The 18,861-nt window shown below is 56.8% G+C and carries 15 protein-coding genes; 7 read left to right on the top strand and 8 right to left on the bottom strand.

The window, feature by feature from the left end; translation table 11 throughout:
• Position 1: 1 nt before the first annotated feature.
• On the top strand, positions 2–793 hold the full coding sequence (locus FMN63_RS00830; RefSeq protein WP_148582052.1) for a glycosyltransferase family 2 protein: 792 nt from the start codon (positions 2–4) through the stop codon (positions 791–793).
• Positions 790–1,959 carry a DegT/DnrJ/EryC1/StrS family aminotransferase gene (locus FMN63_RS00825; protein WP_148582051.1) on the top strand — a complete coding sequence of 390 codons (1,170 nt, stop codon included), beginning with the start codon at positions 790–792 and terminating at the stop codon, positions 1,957–1,959. Before FMN63_RS00830 ends, FMN63_RS00825 begins: the two co-directional genes overlap by 4 nt.
• A gap of 17 nt (positions 1,960–1,976) precedes the next feature.
• Here FMN63_RS00825 and FMN63_RS00820 read toward each other — a convergent pair whose 3' ends face one another.
• From FMN63_RS00820 to gmd, 3 genes are read right to left on the bottom strand one after another with little or no spacing between them, the layout of a single operon-like run.
• On the bottom strand, positions 1,977–3,221 hold the full coding sequence (locus tag FMN63_RS00820) for a hypothetical protein (RefSeq protein WP_148582050.1): 1,245 nt from the start codon (positions 3,219–3,221) through the stop codon (positions 1,977–1,979).
• The gene (locus FMN63_RS00815) at positions 3,218–4,207 is read right to left on the bottom strand and encodes a GDP-L-fucose synthase family protein (protein ID WP_148582049.1); all 990 of its coding nucleotides are present in this window, start codon (positions 4,205–4,207) and stop codon (positions 3,218–3,220) included. The genes FMN63_RS00820 and FMN63_RS00815 overlap by 4 nt, the downstream gene beginning before the upstream one ends.
• 36 nt (positions 4,208–4,243) lie before the next feature.
• Positions 4,244–5,302 (bottom strand): GDP-mannose 4,6-dehydratase, encoded by a 1,059-nt coding sequence (gene gmd / locus FMN63_RS00810; protein WP_148582048.1) that lies wholly within the window; start codon positions 5,300–5,302, stop codon positions 4,244–4,246.
• A 401-nt stretch (positions 5,303–5,703) separates the two neighbouring features.
• On the opposite strand from gmd, the gene FMN63_RS00805 reads away from it, so the two are divergent.
• Positions 5,704–6,447, top strand: coding sequence for a hypothetical protein (locus FMN63_RS00805; protein ID WP_148582047.1), 744 nt, complete (start codon positions 5,704–5,706; stop codon positions 6,445–6,447).
• Positions 6,448–6,486: 39 nt separating this feature from the next.
• On the opposite strand, the gene FMN63_RS00800 is transcribed toward FMN63_RS00805, so the two are convergent.
• The 3 genes from FMN63_RS00800 to FMN63_RS00790 form a co-directional block, all read right to left on the bottom strand.
• Positions 6,487–7,221 carry a hypothetical protein gene (locus FMN63_RS00800; protein WP_148582046.1) on the bottom strand — a complete coding sequence of 245 codons (735 nt, stop codon included), beginning with the start codon at positions 7,219–7,221 and terminating at the stop codon, positions 6,487–6,489.
• 94 nt (positions 7,222–7,315) lie between these two features.
• The gene (yegS, locus tag FMN63_RS00795) at positions 7,316–8,224 is read right to left on the bottom strand and encodes a lipid kinase YegS (RefSeq protein WP_209000870.1); all 909 of its coding nucleotides are present in this window, start codon (positions 8,222–8,224) and stop codon (positions 7,316–7,318) included.
• Between the two features lie 268 nt (positions 8,225–8,492).
• Complete coding sequence (locus tag FMN63_RS00790; protein WP_148582044.1) at positions 8,493–9,416, bottom strand: LysR substrate-binding domain-containing protein; 924 nt, start codon at positions 9,414–9,416, stop codon at positions 8,493–8,495.
• A gap of 151 nt (positions 9,417–9,567) precedes the next feature.
• On the opposite strand from FMN63_RS00790, the gene FMN63_RS00785 reads away from it, so the two are divergent.
• Positions 9,568–10,791 (top strand): acyl-CoA dehydrogenase family protein, encoded by a 1,224-nt coding sequence (locus FMN63_RS00785; RefSeq protein ID WP_498930679.1) that lies wholly within the window; start codon positions 9,568–9,570, stop codon positions 10,789–10,791.
• A 122-nt stretch (positions 10,792–10,913) separates the two neighbouring features.
• Positions 10,914–12,095 carry an NAD(P)/FAD-dependent oxidoreductase gene (locus tag FMN63_RS00780; protein ID WP_148582042.1) on the top strand — a complete coding sequence of 394 codons (1,182 nt, stop codon included), beginning with the start codon at positions 10,914–10,916 and terminating at the stop codon, positions 12,093–12,095.
• Between the two features lie 11 nt (positions 12,096–12,106).
• Here the strand turns inward: FMN63_RS00780 and FMN63_RS00775 are convergent, their stop codons facing one another.
• A complete protein-coding gene (locus FMN63_RS00775) occupies positions 12,107–13,192 on the bottom strand; it encodes an N-formylglutamate amidohydrolase (protein WP_148582041.1) in 1,086 nt (361 codons plus the stop codon).
• Positions 13,193–13,583: 391 nt separating this feature from the next.
• Here FMN63_RS00775 and FMN63_RS00770 point away from each other — a divergent pair, with 391 nt between their 5' ends.
• Positions 13,584–14,762 carry a pyridoxal-phosphate-dependent aminotransferase family protein gene (locus FMN63_RS00770; protein WP_148582040.1) on the top strand — a complete coding sequence of 393 codons (1,179 nt, stop codon included), beginning with the start codon at positions 13,584–13,586 and terminating at the stop codon, positions 14,760–14,762.
• Positions 14,763–14,910: 148 nt separating this feature from the next.
• On the opposite strand, the gene pap is transcribed toward FMN63_RS00770, so the two are convergent.
• Positions 14,911–16,377 carry a polyphosphate:AMP phosphotransferase gene (gene pap / locus FMN63_RS00765; RefSeq protein WP_148582039.1) on the bottom strand — a complete coding sequence of 489 codons (1,467 nt, stop codon included), beginning with the start codon at positions 16,375–16,377 and terminating at the stop codon, positions 14,911–14,913.
• A 221-nt stretch (positions 16,378–16,598) separates the two neighbouring features.
• Between pap and FMN63_RS00760 the strand changes: the two genes are divergently transcribed.
• Positions 16,599–18,677, top strand: a complete 2,079-nt coding sequence (locus tag FMN63_RS00760) for a bifunctional DedA family/phosphatase PAP2 family protein (RefSeq protein WP_148582038.1) — start codon at positions 16,599–16,601, stop codon at positions 18,675–18,677.
• The last annotated feature ends 184 nt before the right edge of the window (positions 18,678–18,861 follow it).

Below are 18,861 nucleotides of genomic sequence, written 5' to 3'. Positions count from 1 at the left end.
TATGGACCAAGCCAGAACTTCCATCGTTATCCCGACATATAACCGTGCCCATTTGCTGCCGAAAGCCATTCAGACCTCTTTGGACCAGACAGTAAAATGCGAAGTGATTGTCGTTGATCACGGGTCAAGCGATGATACGCCCGACGTTGCAAAATCATTCGGGGAAGCCATCACCTATATCCGTCGGGAGCGTGATTTTGGCCCGCATTTTTGCTGGCTTGAAGGAGTTCTGCATGCAAGTTCTGAATTCGTCCATCTTCAGTATGACGACGACTGGATTGAGCCGACATTCGTAGAAGCGTGCCTACAGCAATTTGATGCGAAGACTGGGTTCGTCTTCACCGCAGCAAGGGTAGTTCGGGAAGGCACCGAACAGGTTCTCGACATCCAGTTCGATGAATGGCTGCCGACAACTGGTGTTTACCCCGTCGGCATGCTTGAGAAAAAGATTCTCTCGTCCCTTATCTCTCCAGGTGCCGCTGTGTACCGGAAGCAGATCTTAATTGATACCCTTTACCAGGGGCGATTGCCATTGTCGGAAGCTGAATATCACGGGGTCGGGCCCGATTGCTTGGTGACGTTGCTATCTCTGTTGAAGTACGAGAAGTTAGGCTTTGTCAAAGAGCCGCTTGCCACTTTTCAGGCACATCCACAATCGATCACAATTGATGCAAAGTCGGATCCGAAAAAAAAGCAAAAAATCAATGATGCGTATAAAGAAGTAAAACGTTATTACAAAGAACTCAAACTCCTTAAAAAGATCCGACGACTGAAGGGCTTGATGAAAAGGTGACGGACGCAATCAAACCAATCACGCTCGCGGAAGACACAATTTCGCAGCAAGAACTCAGCACATTATGTGAGTGGATACTGGAAGGAAATCGGCTGACGAAGTCAGCTCAAACAATTGAGTTTGAACAGGAGTTCAGTGACTGGATCGGAAGCAAGCACGCTGTCTTCACAAACTCAGGATCCTCTTCAAATCTACTTATGATCGCTTCGCTCAAAGAAGCAGGCAGGCTTAGGAGTAATAAGGTCGTCGCGGCGTCTGTTAGCTGGGTGACAACCATCGCTCCATTGATGCAACTCGGCCTAGAGGTGTTCTTGTGCGACTGTGACGAGGCTAATCTTGGCCTCAACCTCGTTCATCTCGAAGAGATTTGCGAAAAAGAAAAACCATCCGCGCTGATTTTGTGCCATGTCCTTGGCCACGCTAATCATATGAATGAAATCCTGGACATTTGTAAACGGCATGATGTCATTCTGCTGGAAGATAGCTGCGAGGCACTCGGCAGTGAGTACAAGGGCAAGAAACTCGGTACGATTGGAGCAACCGGTTCATTTTCCTTTTACTATGGGCACCACATTTCCACGATCGAAGGCGGCATGGTGGTCACGGATGATTCCGATCTGCATCAGGTCATGCTTTCTTTAAGGTCACACGGTTGGTCTCGGGACTTGTCTCCGGAAAGACGTGATGCTCTAACATCTGAGTATGAGATTGATGAATTTCGAAACCTGTATACGTTTTATTATCCTGGTTACAATCTTAGATCCACGGACTTGCAGGCGTTCATAGGAAGGTCTCAATTAAAAAAAATTGACAAAATAATAAAAACTCGTAGTGACAACTTTGCTTGTTACGCCGCAATGCTTCCTGATTATTTTCAGCAAATAAGCAACACTAGTACACTGTCATCTTTTGCGTATGGAACATTCGTAAAGAACCGCCTGGAAGTCTTTGAGGTGCTCAAGGCCGCGTCAATAGAGTGCCGTCCGCTTATCTGCGGGAACATCGCACGTCATCCTTTCTGGCTAAAAACGCAAGGAGCGTTGACTCTTGCGAATGCCGACAAAGTCCATGACTACGGCATATACTTGCCAAACCATCACAATATCACGCGAACAGATATTGAGCGTATCGTCGAGATATTTACTCGGGTAGCCATCCCTACGTAAGCAGCACCAAGAGAAGTCTAGGGTGAATATAGTAGCGGATGCTCAATCAAAAGCTTACTGAAATATTTCTTGGCAGTTACGCACCCACTTGTGTATCTGGACAGATTTGTTGCAGCTTCAAGGATAGCTTCAGCGAATTCGCGATTGCTAACTACAGCATTTGCATTTCCGTGCGAGAGAAAATCCTGCATGGAAATGCCCTTTGAATGAACGATAATCTTCTCTGCGGCGACAGCATCTTGAACAAGTCCTGAGCCCTGAAGCCCGTAGACACCTATATCATAGGGTAAAAGGATCAGATCTGTCGAAAGAAACAGTTCCTCAAAGTCTTCAGGATCAAGCCGGTTCGAAATGCACGTGACGCACAGCTTATCAGCTGTCGAAGGAAAGCTCTTCGCAAAGGCATAAACGCCGTCTTCAGCATAGTCGTCATCAGAACCTTGAAGCAGAACCTCGACCTGTAGCCCTAGGCTGGCTCCATCAAGCATTGAAGACAGTTCTTTCACGATTGCTGCTGCCCGTTCATAACCTTTGCCTGGACGCGGTGCGCCGAGGAGGCCAACACGAAACGTGTCGTACTGTCCAGCAGCCTTGCGGGTCGGCTCCAGCGGATTAATGCTGCATGTCAGGTAAAAGCCTCTGGTAACAGACAGACCGAATCGCTGCTCCATATAGTTGGCGAGTTCACCTGTTTCACTAAACAGTCGAACTTTTGCAGAACGTTGGATTACCTCTTGAAGAACATTCATTCTCTGCAACCGGCGGCGTTCTTTTGGATCTCCAAGGGTCGGATCTAGGAGGCGCATGCAAATCTGAGGTGCCTTTTCGCCAAGTTTTGAGACTAGGTCAGCGACTGATTCCAACGCGTCCAGATTTGTGGAAGGAATGATCACCTTGTCATATGCGTCAAATTGAAGTTGCTCACACACTTCCAAGATTGTGTCACCAAAAGGTGAGGATGGGTAGGACGCAATGCCCCCATCGAACACAGCACGCAAAAACGCCACTGCCTTTCGTCGTAGTTTGCCGTGCCTGAAGTGCCAGTGAAGTTTCGCCTTCTCAATAGCGGCTGTAGATAACGTGGCTGTGGCTTTTCCCGCAAAACCGTCGTAGCCCTCGCCTGCAATTAGGTGCAGTCGGTAATCTGGGAACAATGTCTTCAGAGCAGTGATTTGTGTATGGTGATGACCGCGGTTTCTGATCAGTTTGGGCTCAACGACCAAAAGTTTTGGGACTTTGGAAGAAAGCGCTTCAGCACTCATGACGTACGAACACCGCAACTGTTTTCAAGGAAAGCATCCCGGTAGGTTTCTCGCAATCCGTAGGCAAGTGACCGGCACTCGGCCCAGCCAAGCGCAGTCAGCCGTGACGTGTCGGTCAGTTTTCGCGGTGTGCCGTTTGGCTTGCTCGCATCAAATGCCAATTCGCCCTCAAAACCAACAATGTCGCAGATCAATTCTGCGAGTTGCCTGATGCTGATTTCCTTACCGGTTCCGACATTCACCGGCATCGGATCAGAGTAGCGTTTGGCCAGAAAAACAACAGCGTCTGCCAGATCGTCTACGTGCAGAAACTCCCGCAAAGGTGAACCGTCTCCCCACACCTCCAGAAAATCCCTGCCAGACGTTTTGGCTTCATGTGCTTTGCGCAAAAGCGCGGGCAATACATGGCTCGATTGCAGATCATAGTTGTCACCAGGCCCATAGAGATTTGTCGGCTGAGCAGAAATGAAATCGCAACCATATTGCAACCGGTAGGCCTCACAGAGCTTGATGCCAGAGATCTTAGCCAGCGCGTACCATTGGTTTGTCGGCTCCAACGGGCCCGAAAGAAGACTCTCTTCCCGGATTGGTTGTGAAGTCATTTTGGGATAAATGCAGGTGGAGCCCAGAAAAACGAGCTTGTCGACCGGCGATTGATAAGCTGAGTGAATGACGTTGCTCTCAATCATTAGGTTGTCGAACAGGAATTCCGCCGGTCTGGTGCTATTTGCCAGGATACCACCAACTCTTGCTGCAGCCAGGAACACCACATTCGGGCGCATCTCCGACATCCAGTTTTCAACGTCTGCCTGCCTTCGCAGGTCGAGTTCCCGGCTGGGCACGGTCAAGATTTCACAGTCTTCTGACATCAAGCGCCGCACAATCGCACTGCCGACCATCCCGGTATGGCCCGCAACAAAAACACGCTTGCCTGCAAGGTCAAACGGAGTTTCCAGGGCTTGTCCAGTTTCCGAGGTGCCGGTCATGCTGCCATGTCCTCAACCAGCTTTGATCGAAGACGCTTAAGACCCATTCTTCAGGTCCTCCGGCACCGATTTGAGATCGCTTCGGACCATCTGTTTGACCATGTCGCGAAACGGTGTTGTAGGTGTCCAGCCAAGTGCATTTTTCGCCTTTTCTGGATTACCGAGCAGCAGATCAACTTCTGTCGGTCGGAAATAGCGCGAATCGACAGAAACCACTGCTTTTCCAGTTTTCGTGTCGAATCCTTGTTCGTCTACACCGCTACCTTCCCAGCGGATACCGATGTCCAGTTCGGCAAAGGCAAGTTCGACAAATTCGCGAACCGAGTGTTTTTCTCCCGTCGCCAGAACATAGTCATCCGCCTTGTCCTGCTGCAGCATCAGCCACATGCCACGGACGTAGTCCTTTGCGTGGCCCCAGTCGCGTTCGGCGTCCAAATTGCCAAGGTAAAGCTTGTCCTGAAGGCCCAGCTTGATCGCGGCGGCGGCACGGGTGATCTTGCGGGTTACGAAGGTTTCGCCGCGGATTGGGCTTTCGTGGTTGAAAAGGATGCCGTTGCTGGCGTGTATGCCGTAGGCTTCGCGGTAGTTGACGACGATCCAGTAAGCGTAGAGTTTTGCCGCAGCATAGGGGCTTCTGGGATAGAAGGGAGTCGTTTCCGACTGCGGAACTTCCTGCACCTTGCCGTAAAGCTCTGAGGTGGAGGCTTGGTAGAAACGCGTTTTTTCGCTCAATCCGAGAAGACGGATGGCCTCAAGCAGGCGCAGGGTGCCAAGCGCGTCGGCGTTTCCCGTATATTCCGGGGTCTCAAAGGACACCTGAACGTGGCTCTGCGCGGCCAGATTATAGACCTCGTCCGGCTGCGTTTCCTGCATGATGCGGATGAGGTTGGTGGAATCCGTCATGTCTCCGTAGTGGAGGTGCAGCTTCACATCACGGTCGTGCGGGTCCTGGTAAAGATGGTCGATCCGTCCCGTATTGAAGGACGAAGACCGCCGCTTGATACCGTGAACCGTGTAGCCTTTCTCAAGCAGCAGTTCTGCGAGATAGGCGCCGTCCTGGCCAGTGATACCGGTGATGAGAGCTGTTTTTTGCATAGGACTCTTTTGTCTCAATCCAACTCCGTAAAAGCGTCTTCACGAAGCAATACGGGTATGCGTTTCATTGTACGGCGCAAGTATCTGGGCAGTGTTCGCAACCAGTGGGTCATCCGGGTAGGTCTGACCGGATCTCATTTCGCACCGAAGATTCCGGGGGTTATAATCGGTTCCAAAACCAATTGAAAGAGAACCCTTGGTCACGCGTAACTCAAACACGGCGCTGAGACGAAAAATGAGGTAACAAAACAGCGGTATGCAGACCAATGATCGCTGGATGTAGCGCTGAAGGCTTGGCATAGACACGATGGCACGACAAACTCCGCCGGAAGCCACCGGACGATTTCAAGAGCGAAAGGCTTCTCGGTCGTTTCTCGCAATTTCTTTTGCAGACGAGATTAATGACAGACACAGTGAAAATCGATGTTCTTCTGGTTTCCGGAGCCAGGCCGTCGTTGCTGGAGAAAACACTCGCGAGTTTTTCGAAGCGATTGTTCAAGAATTTTGAGATCGGCGCACTTTACGTCAACATCGACCCCTTTGAAGGCGGGCCCGTGGAGGTTGATGCTTGCGAGACGATCTGCAAGCGGCATTTCACCAACGTTGTCGCCAGGAAGCCGGAGGCCTCCCATTTCACAAGAGCGATCCGTTGGCTCTGGCGCCAGCCGGCTGCCCACTGGTGCCTTCACCTGGAAGACGACTGGATGCTCAACCGCGATGTTCACCCGGAAGAAGTCAAACGGGCAATGACACGCAATGTTCGGCAGGTCAGCCTGATGACGCGCGAGAAGAACTGGGGGTACAGATCCCTCTACCATTTTGAGCCCGGCCGCAAGACCTTCCTCGGAATGGATCTTGGCAAGGGCCTCAACACAAAGCGGCCGATTTTCGGCACCAGTCCTTCCTTCCTGCGCAGCGATTTCGCCGCAAGGTGCGCGGAACTGATGGATGAGAAACTCGATCCGGAAAAGCAGCTGAATTACATGAACCCGGACCTGAATGCCTATACAGCGCAATTCAGAAACAGGTTCATTGGGGCGCGGCGGGACTATGTGGCGGTCGACATCGGCCGCGAGCACCGCGATGCACTCGGTATAACCAAGGAAGTTATCGACGGAAACAGCGTGTGGAGCCGGACTGAGTAAGACCTCTCCACAGGCATGCGGAAGTGTTTGGCGCCAGGGTCAGCTGAAAAAGACGTTCCGCTTGGCCGGTGTATCGAAATCGAAGCCGAACAGCTCGATCTCGGATTCATACCAGTCGGCAACGATGCCGATGTTCCGGTCGGTGTAGAACTCTCTCTGGTTCGCAAAGGCATTGCGGGAGATGTTGCGCTTTTCAAGCGTGTCTTCCGCACCCAGGTAGTTCGCGAGTTCCGGGCCCAGTTTTTCCTGGCGCAGAATATTGACCGCCACCTCCCCCGTTTCATCGACCACATAGTCGGTTTGCGGGTACCAGCCGAGCGAGGCGCGGTGCCAGAAAAAGTCGACCTGGCCCCACTCGTGGCGCGTCTCCAGGAATTCCTCGAAACCCTTCACCGTGAGATCGAGTTCAGCCTCGTGAGATCCGCTGGTCTGAAGGTAGAATTTGAATCTTGAAAACGTTCGTGCCCAGGGGTTGCGGACAACGGCAAAAGGCACTGTGCCTGCGCGCACCGAAAGGTCGATATCCCGCAGCCGGGCGTGCTCATAGCCCGTATGAAAGCCACGATCTTTCATGAAGGTCATAAGAGCGTCGGCATAGGCTTTGCTTTTGAGGCGCCTGCGGTTGGCGAGCACCAGCTTGTTCTCAAGCGCCTTGGCATGGCGCACCGACATGCCGCCGTTCTTGGGAATGTGGACAAGCAGGTGTTTCTTCGGGGCGAGCCCCAGCCTGGCGGGTGCGAACTTGAGAAAATTCTTGAGCTGGTATTCGTCCATACTGTCCGTCTCTTGAAAGCGGTGCCCTGCGCCTTCCCGCACCTTGCACGGCTGACGGAAAGACGTCGTTTCAGCCTGCCGGGTGCAGCGACCGTCAACGCCTGAGGTCGATCTGGTGGTGCCTTATCCCAATCTGCCAGGACTGTCCATTCATTGGCTCGCCGTCCAGATTGAACTGCACCGGCTGCTGGGTGTCGATTTTCAGATTGCGCACCCGGCGCTGGATCGGGCCGCCATTGATGTCTTCCACGCCGCTGTCCAGCAGGGCTGACAACAGGTCGATGACCTTGCCCGATTGCGGAAAGGGGACGATGGTCAGATCCAGGTAACCGTCATCCAGAACCGCATCGGGACAAAGGCGAATGCCGCCGCCAGCGCGGCGGCCGTTGCCGATGGCCAGGGCCAGGAACGAGCCCTCCCATGAAAAATCCTCCGCCTCGATGCGTGCTTCGCAGGCGGAAAGTTCAGAAAACCGCTGCAGGCCGGTGAAAAGATAAGCGGCACCGCCCAGAACCCGTTTCAGGTTCGGGTCGGTCTGCGACGTAACCTGCGTCCCGAAACCTCCGGTGGCCATGTTTATGAAGACGCAGCCGTTGACCTCGCCGATATCCGTCGGCTTGGCGGATGCACGCACGGCGAACCTCAGGCAGGAGGTAACGTCCGCAGGGTCGAGGCCAATGTGATGAGCAAAGTCGTTTGCTGTGCCGAGGGGCATAACGGCAAAGGAGAACGGCGGCTTTTCTCCATCTTTCAAATCACGCAGGGCCGCGTCCAGAACCTCGTTCAAGGTGCCGTCGCCACCACCACTGACAAGCGTATCGATCCTGTCGCTTTCATGATCGCGCAGAGCATCACGAACCAGTCTTTCCACATCGCCGGCCTCGTAGGTCACACGGACGGAGACCTTGTGGCCCATGTCCCGCACGGCTTCGACCGCGCTGCGGACATCGTCCCGATCGGCGGACTTGCCGTTGAGGATCAGACGCAGATGGTGCTTTTCCAATGAAATCTCCTTGTCCCCGCTTTTGCGGGTCGCCAACGCGGCCGACACCCGTTCAACCACTGCGGCAGATGATACCCCTGAACTGTTATTTGGAAGTCAGAAAGTGTGGCAGGCCTGCCGGGCTCGCATCCCTTTGAAAAACGCCGACTGGGTGTAATCGTTCCGGTGAAAGATGGCCCCTGCGCGTGTCCGTTTCAATTTCTCCCGCTGACCGAATAACTGGAAACACCCCAAAAGCCATCAAAGCTGTAATGGTTTGTCGCTTTCTTCAGCCCGGCAGCATCGTTTCTCGGCGCGTGCGTGCGCTGCGGGCTTCCTCCATGAGCCATTTACGGAACGCCGACACAACCGGCCGCATCGTCCGTCCTTCCGGATAAACGAAATAATAGGCCGTTTGTTGAGACAGGGAGAGATCGAAAAGCCGGACTAAGCGCCCGGAGGCCAATTCCGTCTCGACAAAAAACCGCGGGATCAACGCTGCCCCGGCGTGGTGGATCGCTGCTTCCGAGATCATGACGAATTGCTCGAAACGCGCGCCCTGAAAAGCCGCATCCGTTTCAACGCCGGCAAGGTCGAACCAGTGCCGCCAGGCGAGCGGACGGGTCGCCAGCTGCAGACGCGGCACACGCGCCAGGTCAGCAGGTGTGCGGATTTCGTGCCGGTCGCGAAAGACGCGAGAGGCAACCGGGACAACTTCCTCATCGAACAGATGTTCGGCAATCGCCCCCGCCCAAACCGGGTCGCCGTGATGGATCGCGCCATCAAAGGGCTCCTCATCGAAGTCGAACGGCTGCAGTCGAACACTCAGGTTCAAGCCCGCGTCGGGATAGCGCCGGCCGAATTCGGCGATCCGCGGCGCCAGCCAGCGGGTGCCGAAGGTCGGTAGAACCGCAAGGTTCAGAACGTCCGCGCTGCCGGCGTAGGACATCACCTGACGCGTGGCCGCCGTCATCTGCTCCAGGGCGCCGCGGATGTCGTGCAGGTAGATCCGGCCCGCGTCGGTCAGGACAATGCGCTGGCGCACCCGGCGAAACAGCTCGACGCCCAGCCGGTCTTCCAGTTGCCGCACCTGCTTGGAGACCGCACCCTGTGTCAGGTGCAACTCCTCCGCGGCGCGCGTAAAGCTCAAATGCCGGGCCGCGCATTCGAACGCAATCAGCGTGTCCGCCGGCGGGACGAAGGCACGGCGCATGGCAATTTTTCCCACTTCATTCCATTTCGTAATGAATGATGGACGAGGTTTCGCTTTTCTGCAATTGAAATTGCAGCAAGACTAGAGAAAACAGAATGACCCTGGCCGTCAAACGGCTTTACATCAACGGCCGGAGCATGGCCTGGGAGACATGATCATGAACGCACCCGCAAACGTTAAATCCTCACCGGCAGGCGGCGGTTCCTTTGACTGGCAGGACCCGTTTCACCTGCGTGAACAGCTCAACGAAGACGAACAGCTGATCCAGGATACGGCACGCGCCTTCGCGCAGGAACAACTGCTGCCACGCGTTATCGAAGCCTACCGGGAAGAAAAGACCGACCGGGGTATCTTCAACGAAATGGGTGAACTTGGCCTGCTCGGCGTCACCTTGCCGGAAGACTACGGCTGCGCCGGTGCGTCCTATGTCGCCTACGGCGTGGTTGCCCGCGAGATCGAGCGTGTCGACAGCGGCTACCGCTCCATGATGAGCGTTCAGTCTTCGCTGGTGATGTATCCGATCTATGCCTACGGTTCGGAAGAACAGCGCCAGAAATATCTGCCGAAACTGGCAACCGGCGAATTTGTCGGCTGCTTCGGCCTGACGGAGCCCGATGCCGGCTCCGACCCGGCCGGCATGCGTACACGTGCGGAAAAGATCGACGGCGGCTACAAGCTGACCGGCTCGAAAATGTGGATCTCCAATGCGCCGATCGCGGATGTTTTCGTCGTCTGGGCAAAGTCGGAAGCGCATGACGGTGCCATCCGCGGCTTCGTTCTCGACAAGGGCATGAAAGGTCTCACCGCACCAAAGGTCGGCGGCAAGCTCTCCCTGCGCGCGTCCATCACCGGTGAAATCGTCATGGACGGAGTCGAGGTTGGGGAAGATGCGCTCCTGCCGAATGTCTCCGGTCTGAAAGGTCCGTTCGGCTGCCTCAACCGTGCACGCTACGGCATTGCCTGGGGCGCCATGGGGGCCGCAGAAGATTGCTGGACCCGTGCTCGCCAGTATGGTCTCGACCGCGAACAGTTCGGCCGCCCGCTGGCGCAAACCCAGCTGTTCCAGAAGAAGCTCGCGGACATGCAGACCGAAATCACGCTCGGTCTCCAGGCAGCGCTGCGTGTCGGCCAGCTGTTCGATGCCGGCAAGGCGGCGCCGGAAATGATCTCGCTGATCAAGCGCAACAACTGCGGCAAGGCTCTGGATATTGCCCGCCAGTCTCGCGACATGCATGGCGGCAACGGCATTCAGGAAGAATACCACATCATGCGCCACGCCCAGAACCTGGAAACGGTCAACACCTACGAAGGCACGCATGACATTCATGCGCTGATCCTTGGTCGTGCGCAGACCGGCCTGCAGGCATTCTTTTAAGACCCTGAAGGCATGACATTTGATGCGGGCGGCCCCAGCCGCCCGTCTCGCGTTCGGTTCTCTTGACAAGGGTTTGCTTCAGCAGGCCCATTGTTTTTCCTGACCGCGCTTTCGGAGGCTCCATGGCGGACCAGACAGCAGATGTCGTCATCGTGGGGGGAGCCGTCATGGGCTCGTCCGTCGCCTGCCACCTGGCCATGCGCGAGGATTTTTCCGGACGCGTCGTCGTCATTGAGGCAGATCCCGCCTATGAGATCTGCGCGTCCGCACGGTCGGCCGCGTCCATCCGCCAGCAGTTCTCCAGCGCCATCAACATCGAGATCTCGCTTTACGGCATCCGCTTCCTGCGGGAGATCGGCTCGGTACTGAATGTGAGCGGCGACCGGCCTGTCATCGATCTTCACGAAGGTGGCTATCTGTTTCTGGCGACGCCGGACAAGCTTGACATCCTTCAGGAAAACCACCGCCTGCAGCAGGAGCTCGGTGCGGATATCGCCTTTCTCGAACCCGACGGGCTGAAGGTAAAATTTCCCTGGCTGGAAGTGTCCGACCTTGCCGCAGGCTGTCACGGCCTCACGGGAGAAGGCTGGTTCGACGGCTACGGCCTGATGCAGGCCTTCCGAAAGAAGGCTCGCTCACTGGGTGTGGAGTATCTTGCCGCAAAGGCGTCGCTCGAAAAAGACGGTGCCGGCGGCTGGACTGTAACGCTTGCCAGCGGAGAAACTCTGTCGACGCCTGTCATCGTCAATTGCGCCGGTGCCTCCGGCGGCGCCCAGCTTTGCCGTCAGGCCGGGCTGGACGTGCCGATCGTTTCGAAAAAGCGCTGTGTCTTCACTTTCGAATGCAAGGACAAGCTTGAGCGTTTTCCGTTGCTGATCGATCCGAACGGCACCTATGTGCGCCCGGAAGGCGCCGGCTATATCTGCGGTTCGGCGCCGCCTGAAGATCAGGATCCGGACTGCCATGATTTCGATGTCGATTACGCGCTCTTCGAAGAGCACATCTGGCCTACGCTGGCGACGCGGGTTCCCGCGTTCGAGGCCATCCGTCCGGGCGCGGCCTGGGCAGGGTGCTATGACATGAACCTCTTCGACCACAACGCCTTTGTCGGTGCAGTCGCGGGGCTGGACGGGTTCTATCTGGCGCTCGGGTTTTCAGGTCACGGCCTGCAGCAATCCCCGGCGATCGGGCGCGGACTGGCGGAAATGGTCGTGACCGGCAGCTATCAGACGCTGGATCTTTCGCCGCTTGGGTTCGACCGTCTCACCGCCGGAACTCCGATTGTGGAAAAGAACGTGGTCTGACTGTCCGAAGCTTATTCGGCAACCAGCAAGGGCGTGACGGGGCCTTCCTCGACCTTGCTCGGCTGGGTGCTGGACGCCTGGGTCGGGCGCTTTGCATCAACGGAAATGATTTCCGCCTTTTCCAGCAGGTCATCGGCCATGTCTACCGCAAGATCTTCCGGCGTTTCTGCTGCGCTTTCGGCAGCCGGATCGGCTTTATCCGCGCTATCCTGAGCAGCGGTATTGTTCGGGGCGTCAACTTCCGGTGCTTCATGAGAAAGCATATCGACCGGCAAGGCCTGGACCTGGTTCTCGTCAATTGACTCCCCACTAACCGACGTCGCGTCCACCAGCCGGGTCATCATATTCTGCAAGACCGTCTGCAGGCGCGCCATTCGCGTCTTGTCCGGCTCGAACGGCGGAGATTCATGACGCAGGTAAGAACGCTGTGCCAAGAGCAAGGTCATGGCATGCAGGCCGAGTTTGGGTCGTCCAAAGGTATGGTTGATGAAGCCGCCCTGGATCGTTTCATCGACGCTGACCGTGAAGCCTTCAAGCCCCTCGAACGAACCGACCAGCACATTTCGCAGGTCCGGATCGCATGACTTTCCACCCTCGGTTCCTATGCTGACAAGCGGCAAGCCATTTTCGGTCACACCCTTGATATGCGAACGCATGGATTGGCAGTCCAGCAAGATCACCTTGCCATGAATGCGCAGGAGACGGCCAATCTGGCGGCGCAGGGCCTTTCGGAACGGATTGTAGAAAAGCAGTATGCGCTGTTCGATCTCGGTCGGGCCCGGCTCTGTCCCCTCCTGATAAATGCGCTTGCCGTCCAGTGTGGTCACTGGGCAAAGGGCCTGCGCAGGATCCTGCGCAACACTGATAGAGGTCTTCGGATCCCGGTCCAGGTCAATGACATAACGGGAGATGGTCGAGCGGACTACCGTCGCTTCCAACGTACCTTGAAAGTCGAACAAACGTTCCAGACGCCACGCAAGATCAGCCTGAAGCCGGCCAGTGGCATTCAGCCTCTGTTCGATTGCATCGGGAACATCCGTGCCCGAATGGGGCAGGCAGACAATAAGGGGACTTTGTCCTTCTTCAACCAATATCATGCTGCAACAACGCCTAAACGACGAGACCGTAAGGCCTCTACCTTGTAGAATTTACTTAGAGGAAACAAGACATTTTCTTTTCAGCTAAATGACACCTGATCCCAGGAGCAGCAAAGCACCATCAAATAAATCATTGTTATAGGCTGATTACCAAACCCTTATCACCCGTACCGTTTCCGGGCGAAAGCCGTTTCGGATCGGCGACTCTCTTTCCCACACCATTTCGCAACTGCACAACCGATAGATCATGACACCGCCACGTGCCGGCCCTGAAACTGGCGTCTTGACGGATGCGTGCAGGCAGGCAATTTTCTCAATCAACAACCCTTCCGGTGGCCGCGGCTGCCCAATTCCCTCCGCTCAGGATCTGCCTTCACATGAGGACCCGGCCATGACGCTTCGCAATGGCAAAGAATTTTTGATGATTCCAGGACCGACCAATGTGCCGGAGGAGGTCCTGCGAGCCATGCACCGGCCGGCAATGGATATCTATGAAGGTCCGCTGCTGGAAACGACGGGGTTCTGCCTGCACGGCTTGCAGCGTCTGTTCCGGACCGAAGGCAAGACCTACATTTACGCCGCGAACGGCCATGGCGCCTGGGATGCCGCGCTGTGCAACACGCTGAGACGCGGCGACAGGGTACTGGTGCTGGAATCCGGCCGCTTTGCTGTTGGGTGGGGCGAAGCGGCCAATGTTCTGGACCTCGATATCGAGGTTCTACCAGGTGCCTGGGACAAGGGGGTTGATCCCACACGGCTGCAAGAACGCCTGAAACAGGATACGGCCCACGAGATCAAGGCCATTCTGGTGGTTCAGGTCGATACGGCATCCGGCGTCTGGAATGATATTGCTGCCCTGCGCGAGGCCATCGACGCCGCCGGGCATCCAGCACTCCTCATGGTCGACACCATCGCTTCGCTTGGTTGCATGCCGTTCGAAATGGATGCCTGGGGCGTCGATGTGGCGCTGACAGGCTCTCAGAAAGGCCTGATGTGCCCACCCGGCCTTTCCTTTGTTGCGGCCGGTCCGAAGGCCGACAAGGCACATGAGACGGCGGAGCTTCGCACCAACTACACTGACTGGACGTTCCGGCAGGGCCCGGAGCACTACCAGAAATATTGTGGCACTCCGCCCGAGCACCTTCTGTTCGCCTTTCACAAGGCGCTCGACCTCATTTTCGAGGAAGGCTTGGAAAAAACCTGGCACAGGCACGCTCTTCTGGGTGAGGCTACCCGGCGGGCCGTTGCGGTCTGGGCGGAGAAGGGCGCTGTCGACTTCAACATCACAGATCCGCACGCCCGCTCGAACTCCGTCACCGTGGTGCGGTTCAACGAAGGCGATGCGGCAGCGCTCAGAACCTTCACCAAGGAAGTCTGCGGCGTCACCATTGGCGGAACCATCGGCGAACTCGCCTGCAAGGGTATCCGCATTGCCCACATGGGCCACGTCAACGCAGTCATGCTGCTGGGCACCCTGTCCGCCATCGAACTCGGCTTTCAGAAACTGGGCATTCCCCACGGGCGCGGCGGTGTGCAGGCGGCAATGGACTATCTGGCGACCGCCCTCTGAGAACGGTGGTTTTTCACTTCACCCACCCAGTCCTCATCCTGAGGAGGACCTGTCAGGTCCGTCTCAAAGGATGCGCTGCGCGCTTCCTCAGGATGAGGCTGCTATTTATGAGTCCACACCTTGGCACGACAGGGTCCAGGCCCACTCGCTAAAGCTTTTCCTCCAGCCGGTCGCAGATTGTCTTCAGTACCTTGACCCGGGCGTGGCGCTTGTCTTCGGAAGAAACGAGCGTCCAGGGGGCGTAGTGGGTTGAGGTGCGGTCGATCATGTCGCCGGCGGCGATGGCGTATTGATCCCATTTCAGGCGGTTTCGCCAGTCGTCGTCGGTGATCTTGTGCTGCTTGTAGGCGGTGTCCTCGCGCGCCTTGAACCTGCGCAATTGTTCCTCTTCGGAAATTGCCAGCCAGAATTTGCAGACGATGTAGCCGAAATCGGTGAGTTCCTGCTCGAATTCGTTGATCTCGTTATAGGCCCTCAGCCAGTCGTCGTGACCGGCGTAGCCTTCGACCCGTTCCACCAGCACGCGCTCGTACCAGGACCGGTCGAAAATGGCGAAATGGCCCTTGGCAGGCACGCGTCGCCAGAAGCGCCACAGGTAGGGGCGGGCCTTTTCCTCGTCGCTCGGGGCGGAAATCGGGTGAACCTTGTAGATGCGCGGGTCGAGCGGGCGGATCACCCGGCGGATCGCACCGCCCTTGCCAGCCGCGTCATTGCCCTGAAACACCAGCACGACGCCAGTTTTGGACAGGGACTTCATGTCCGACAGATCTGACAGCTTCTTCTGGTACTTGTCGCGCAGATCTTCGTATTCGCCCTTGTCCAGCTTTTCCGTCAGGTCGATGGCATCGACGGCTGTTTCCCGATGCAGTCCACCGACAACCGGCGGGGCGGCAATCGACTGCGGCTCGCCGTCCTCCAGCTTCAGCTTCATGGAGTTGGCAACTGTCTGCGCCAGGGCCGCATCGCGGTATTCCGGGTCCTGCGAGGGAATGACGAACCAGGGTGCATGTCCCTTGCTGGTTTCCAGAATGATCTTTTCGCCGGCTTCGCTTGCCTTCTTGTGGTGCTTCAATGCAGCCCAGTCGGCCAGCACGTGGCGCGCGACATTTTTTTTCTGGATGTGCTTCAGCCGTTCTTCTTGTTCCTTCTTCGGCAGGTAGAACCAGAACTTCAGGATCAGTACATCCTCGTTCGCCAGCATTTCCTCAAACCGGCGGATCCGGTTCAGAGCCTTGTCGAAGGCATCCTCGTCGATCTTCTTGTAGATCCAGTCGCGCAGAACGGTCTGATACCAGCTTCCGAACACGATTGCGGTTTCGCCCTTGGGCGGAAGATCGCGCCAGTAGCGCCACAACGGTGGGCGCAGCCGGGCCTCGTCCATCATTTCGCCATAGGCATTGCAGACCAGGTGGCGCGCATCCATCCAGCCATACAGCCTGGCAACTGCCTCGCCCTTGCCCGCTCCATCGAGGCCATCCACCAGAATCATCGTCGAAAACGGCTGTTTCTCGACAACTGGCAACTGGGCCGCCAGCAGTGCCTCACGTAACTGCGGCTCCAGTTTCTTGAAGGTTTTCTTGTCCATGTTTTGCGGCAGGCGGGCAGATTCGAACATGAATACCTCAATAGAAAAGACACATTGGCGGCATCTTGAAACAGCAGCGTACAAAAAACCATCTCTTGCTCCATTCTTGCCGAAAGAAGGCGGATTTTAATTTTTCGCTATCGGATGGGAAGCAGCGCGCCTATATGAAGCGCTAACAGGTTCATTCGTATCTTCGAAAGGGCCTGACATTTGACTGTTTTTGACTTTTCTCGATCAATACGACCGACCCTGTGACCGAATACCTTGATCCCGTCCTGACCTTCATCGCGGACAACCCATCCCTGGCAGGTCTGATCTGTTTTCTGGCCGCCATGGGCGAAGCGCTGTTCCTGATCGGCCTGTTCGTGCCGACGACAGTGGTTCTGGTGGGTGCAGGTACGCTGGTCGGGCTTGGCAAGCTGGATCCCGTGCCTCTGTTCATCTGGACAACCCTGGGCGCGACCGCAGGCGATGCGATCTCCTACTGGATCGGTTACACCTTCAAGGACAAGCTCAAGACGATGTGGCCGCTGAACAAATACACGGACATCGTGGAAAGCGGCGAGAATTTCTTCAAGAGGCACGGTGGCAAGAGCGTCTTTATCGGCCGTTTCGTGCCCGGCGTGAAATCGGTGGTTCCAGGCATCGCCGGCATGGCCGGCATGAATTTCACCCGGTTTTCGGTGGTCAACATTACCTCCGCCTTTGCCTGGACGGTTGCCCATATCGCTCCTGGCATCATCGCCGGTTCGGCACTAGGCGCCATCGGCCAGATCAGCGGACGGCTGGCGCTGGTGCTCGGGGCATTGCTGGTTATCGTCTTTCTGGCGGTGATGCTTGGCCGCTGGCTGATCCTGATCGTTCTGCCGCTGTTTCCCAACACTCATGCGGCCATCATCAAACGCATCGCCCGGCGCCAGGACCGCGTCTCGAGGTGGATCGCACTCAATTTCGATCCCATGCACCCACGCTCGGCCGGTATGCTGGCCTCGGCGCTGATCCTGCTGATTTCCCTGCCGGCTTTCTTCTGGATCGTCGGCGAAATCGCTCCCGGCGAACCGATGGTGCGGGCAGACCTTGCCATCCTGAACCTGTTCGACAGCCTGCGCACCCCCGTCGGTGACAGGATTATGATCTTTGTGACCTCTCTCGGAGACGGCATCGTGGTGACCGCTGTCTCCGTTGCGGTTGCCGCCTATCTGTTCCTGCGGAAAGCCTGGCGGCGCGGCATCGGTTTCGTCATTGCCATGGCCGGCACCGCCCTGTTCGTGCCCCTGGTCAAGATGATGCTGCACCGGTCGCGGCCTATCGAGCTTTATGCAGGGGCCGACGCCTACAGCTTTCCGAGCGGCCACGCGACGCTGAACGCGGTGCTCTACGGTATCTGCGCCGTGCTGATCGCGCATGATCTCAGCCGCTGGGCCAAGGCCAGCATTTTTACCGTTGCCGCAACGCTGGTGATCACCATCGGCTTTTCGCGCGTCTACCTCGGCGCTCACTGGATGTCGGACGTCCTGGCGGGGCTGTTGTTCGGCATCGGCATGGTCTCGGCTTTCGCCTTCGTGTTCGGCCCGATCCACAACGAGAAGATCGGCCGGACGACGCTTGCCGCTATCGTTGTGGCGACGCTCGGCATCTTTGGTGCCTGGCACCTGTTGAATAGCTATGAGAAGGCCCTCCAAATCTATCACCCGCGGTCCCACAAGGAAGTGCTGACCTCGGCAGGCTGGCTCGCGGCGGGCTGGCGGGCCTTGCCCTCGGAGCGCATCGAACTGAACGGCGATACGGAAGAACCGCTGGTGATCCAGTATTCCGGGTCACTGGACCGCTTTGCTAAGATCTCGGAAGCCAATGGCTGGCAGATCCCACCCAAATGGTCCCTCTCGAGCGCAAACGGTTTCGTGGAAGGCAAGACACCGCCGGATTCCCTGCCGATCCTGCCGCGCAGCCAGAACGGGCGGCAACCGGAGCTCATGCTCATCCGCAAGGACCAGTCTGCGGACGCGGAAAAAAGCGGTCGCTGGGTGCTGCGGCTCTGGCCGAGCCAGTATGCGATCCTGAATGCGGGACACCTGCATCCGCTTTACCTTGGCAGCGTGGTGCATGAGGACATCCTGCGTCCGATGGGCGAATTTTCCGGTCCCAAGACGGATATCGAAACGCCGGCGTCGACCGACAACCCGGCCCATCTGCTGCCCGGCGCGGTAACGCGAACGCGGGCGGACGGCACCGAAGTCGTGCTCGGCTTTGACTATGGGCCGGTGCCTGCAACGCCTCCGTCCGACGTCAATCCGACCGATAAGCCACGGACCAATCCTCGGGCCCGGTGACCGTCTCGTCACAGTCACTCTGTTCACGGAAGAGAAGCACTAAGACGACCGCAAGCAACCGCACGCGGGTCGAGGTTGCGGGTGGCAGACGATTGAGCGGCTTCATCAGGTCGCCCAAAGCCTTTTCAGTTTCTGCGAATGCGACTTTCGGCTGTACTGGCCAATCTTGTGTCCAGAAGCTTGT

The organism is Stappia sp. BW2 (assembly GCF_008107695.1).
In the GTDB taxonomy this organism is placed as follows: Bacteria; Pseudomonadota; Alphaproteobacteria; order Rhizobiales; family Stappiaceae; genus Roseibium.
The sequence above is the reverse complement of the archived record's forward strand: the minus strand, read 5'-3'. Positions and strand labels throughout refer to the sequence as shown.